The sequence below is a fragment of the Streptomyces sp. SID14478 genome, from assembly GCF_010548525.1.
Lineage (GTDB): Bacteria > Actinomycetota > Actinomycetes > Streptomycetales > Streptomycetaceae > Streptomyces.
Genome location: NZ_JAAGMG010000889.1, coordinates 1 through 3,860 on the forward strand (window position 1 = coordinate 1; position 3,860 = coordinate 3,860).

General features: G+C 71.7%; 3 protein-coding genes and 1 pseudogene. All 4 read left to right on the forward strand.

Annotated features, from left to right (window positions below; translation table 11 throughout):
• Nucleotides 1-1,249 (forward strand): annotated as a pseudogene (locus G3I40_RS29110) (hypothetical protein); the annotation flags it as partial.
• Between the two features lie 94 nt (nt 1,250-1,343).
• A complete protein-coding gene (locus G3I40_RS29115) occupies nt 1,344-2,264 on the forward strand; it encodes an ABC transporter ATP-binding protein (RefSeq protein WP_203644967.1) in 921 nt (306 codons plus the stop codon).
• On the forward strand, nt 2,261-3,001 hold the full coding sequence (locus G3I40_RS29120) for an ABC transporter permease (RefSeq protein ID WP_164305512.1): 741 nt from the start codon (nt 2,261-2,263) through the stop codon (nt 2,999-3,001). The genes G3I40_RS29115 and G3I40_RS29120 overlap by 4 nt, the downstream gene beginning before the upstream one ends.
• Before the next feature lie 2 nt (nt 3,002-3,003).
• Nucleotides 3,004-3,860, forward strand: an 857-nt coding sequence (locus tag G3I40_RS29125; protein WP_164305514.1) for a histidine kinase, incomplete at its 3' end; no start/stop codon positions are given.

The following is a 3,860-nucleotide window of genomic DNA, read 5'->3' on the forward strand; positions in this document are numbered from 1 at the left end:
CGACGGTCCGATGGTGACCCCGCTCGCGCCCAACCCGGCCGTCCGCCCCGCCGCGGGCGGCCAGCAGCCGCCCCGGATGAGCGACGACACCGCGATCCTGACGCCGCAGAAGCCGGCGCCCGAGCCGTCCGGCGGCAATGTCTCCGGCGACACGCTCACCAGCGGCATCCCGGTCGTCCCGCAGACGGGCCAGGGCCCCGGCTCCCCGTTCGCGCCGACCCCGCAGGCCTCCGCGCCGCACGTCCCGCCGAAGCTGCCCGACCCGGTGCAGAGCACGCCGGCCCCGGCCCCCGCGAAAAAGAAGAAGGGCCGCAACAAGCTGGTCCTGCTCGGCGCGGGCGTCGTCGGCGTGGCCGGAGTCGCGTACGGCGCGGGCCTGTTGATGAACCACTCCGACGTGCCCAAGGGCACCACCGTCCTCGGCGTCGACATCGGCGGCGGCACCCGCGACCAGGCGGCCGCCAAGCTCGACGACACGCTCGGCAAGCGTACGAAGCAGGCGCTGAAGCTCCAGGTCGACGGCAAGACGGTCGCGCTGAAGCCGGACCAGGCGGGCCTGTCCCTGGACAGCGCGGCCACCGTGTCCGCCGCCGCGGGCAGCGACTACAACCCGGTCTCCGTGATCGGCTCGCTGTTCGGCAACGAACGGGTCGTCGAACCGGTCATGCCCGTCGACGAGGAGAAGCTGCACGCGGCGCTCCAGCAGGCCGCGGGCGGCGCCGCCGCGTCCGGCGACGGCACGATCAGGTTCGTCCCGGGCAAGGCCGTCGCGGTCTACGGCAAGTCCGGCAAGGGCATCGACGTCGACAAGTCGACCGACGCCGTCGAGCAGGCGTACCAGACACAGGTCGAGACGGGCGCGGCGACGCCGGTCCGGATGGCGACGGCGGAGCAGCAGCCGACGATCCCGGACGCCGAGGTCGACCGGAAGATGCAGCAGTTCGCCGAGCCCGCGATGTCCGGCCTGGTCACGATCAAGGCGGGGTCCGCCTCGATCCAGTTCGGCCCGGACAAGTCGCTGCCGAAGATCCTCGGGATGAAGGCGATCGACGGCAAGCTCGTCGAGACGTACGACCGCGACGCGCTCAAGCAGCTCTACGGCACGACGTTCGACGGCGTCCTCATCACCCGGGGCAACGGCAAGAAGACCCCGGTCCAGCCGACGGACGTCGCCCAGGCCATGGGCAAGGCCCTGCTGGGCAAGACCCCGGCGGAGCGCACGGCGACCATCGAGACGAACCCGAGCTAGGGCCTGTCCGCGCGTCCCGCATGACAGATGTCATGCGGGACGCGCGACACCCGACACTGCCCCGCGGCCCCTCGGACCGGGGACGATGTCGGGTATGAACACAGACGCAGCGGTCACCTTCACGGGGGTGACGAAGTCCTACGGGGCCGTCAAGGCCGTCGACGACCTCAGCCTCGCCCTGCACCCGGGGGAGACCGTCGCCCTGCTCGGCCCGAACGGGGCGGGCAAGTCCACCACCCTCGACCTGCTGCTCGGGCTGCGCCCCGCGGACACCGGCGACGTCCGGGTCTTCGGCACCGCCCCGCGCGACGCGATCGTGCGGGGCCGGGTCGGCGCCATGCTGCAGAGCGGCGGCCTCATGGACGAGGTGACGGTGCGCGAGCTGGTCCAGCTGGCCTGCGCCCTGCACCCCAAGCCGCACCCGGTCGGCGACGTGCTGGCTCGCGCCGACATCGCCCAGATCGCCGACCGCAAGGTCAACAAGCTCTCCGGCGGCCAGGAGCAGCGCGTGCGCTTCGCCCTCGCCACGGCCGGCGACAGCGACCTCATCGTCCTGGACGAGCCGACGACCGGCATGGACGTGACGGCCCGCCAGGCGTTCTGGGCGACCATGCGCGAGCAGGCCGACCAGGGCCGCACCGTCCTGTTCGCCACGCACTACCTGGAAGAGGCGGACGCGATCGCCGACCGCGTGCTCGTGCTGCACCGCGGCCGCCTGCTCGCCGACGGCACCGCCGCCGAGATCAAGGCGAAGGCGGGCGCCCGCAAGGTCTCCTTCGACCTGGAGGGCGAGATCGACACCGCCGCCGTCAAGGCGCTGCCGTTCCTCACCAGCGTCGACATCTCGGGTCACACCGTCCGCATCCAGTCCACCGACGCCGACGCGACCGTGCACGCGCTGTACGGCCTCGGCGTCTACCCCCGCAACCTCGAGGTCGCCGGCCTCGGCCTGGAACAGGCCTTCGTGGCCATCACGACCGCGGAAGAAGCCGCGCAGGAGGCGAAGGCGTCATGAACAGCCTGATCAAGCTGGAGATCACCCGCGCCCTGCGCAACAAGAAGTTCCTGTTCTTCTCCGTGCTGTACCCCTCGATCCTCTTCCTGCTGATCGCCGGCTCGGCCGACAGCACGGACATCGTCGACGGCACGGGCCTGAGCCTGCCCGCGTTCATGATGGTCTCCATGGCCTCCTTCGGCGCCCTGACCGCCGTCCTCATGGGCAACGGCGAGCGCATCGCGAAGGAGCGGGAGAGCGGCTGGGTGCGGCAGTTGAGGCTGACGACGCTGCCGGGGCGCGGCTACGTCCTCGCCAAGACCGCCAGCGCCGCGGTCGTCTCGCTCCCGTCCATCGTCATCGTCTTCGTGGTCGCCGCCGCCTTCAAGGACGTACGGTTCGACGCCTGGCAGTGGCTCGCGCTGACCGCGGCGATCTGGGCCGGCAGCCTCTGTTTCGCCGCGCTCGGCGTCGCCATCGGCTATCTCGCCTCCGGCGACGCGGTCCGCCCGATCACGATGATCGTCTACTTCGGCCTGTCCATCCTGGGCGGCCTGTGGATGCCGACCACGACGTTCCCGCAGTGGCTGCAGGACATCGCCAAGTGGCTGCCCACGCACGCGTACGCCGGCCTGGGCCAGGCCATCGAGCTGGGCAACGCCCCGCACGCCAAGGACGTCGCGCTCATCGTGGTCTACTTCCTGCTCTTCGCGGGCGGCGCGGCCTGGCTGTACCGGAAGGACACGTTGAAGGCGTGAGTATGCAGACGGACGGCGCGGAGCGCATCCCCAGGATCGGCCAGCCTCCCGAGACCCGCCGCGACTTCTACGTGAAGCTGGTCTGGATCGCCATGTGGCTGGCCTTCCTCGGCAGCCCCGTCGCCGATCTGCTCCAGGGCAACCACACGCCGCTCGCCACGACCCTCGGCTGGCTGGGGCTCGCGGCGTTCGGCGGTTGCTACGTGGGGCTCGTCGTGCGGCAGATGGGCCGGACCCTGGGCCGGATCGCCGCGCAGGTCTGCCTGGCCGTGCTGCCGGTGTTCGCCGTCGTCATGTCCTTCACCCTCGGCGACGACTGGCTCGTCCTGTTCGTGTACGTCTCCGTGGCCTGCGGGGCGGTCCTTCCCCTGCGGTGGACGCGGCCTGCCATCGTCGCTTCGACGGCAGCCCTGCTCGTCGTCGGACTGCTGATGGGCGCGAGCCCGGAGTACTGGCTGCTCATCCCCACCCTGCTCGGCGGCTTCTCCATGATCGGCGTACGCGAACTGGTGCGCACGACACGGGAGTTGCAGGAGGCCCGCGCCCAGGTCGCCCAGCTCGCCGCGAACGAGGAGCGCCTCCGGCTCGCCCGTGACCTGCACGACCTGCTCGGCCACTCCCTGTCGCTGATCACACTCAAGAGCGAACTGGCGGGCCGGATGCTCCCCGACCAGCCGGCCAAGGCCGCCGACCAGGTCGCCGACATCGAGAAGGTCAGCCGACAGGCCCTGGTCGACGTGCGCGAGGCCGTCACCGGCTACCGCCGACCCCGCCTCGCCGCCGAACTCGCCGGCGCCCGGGCCGCGCTGACGGCCGCGGGGATCACGGCCCAGGTGCCCGCGGACGCCCCGGGCCTGCC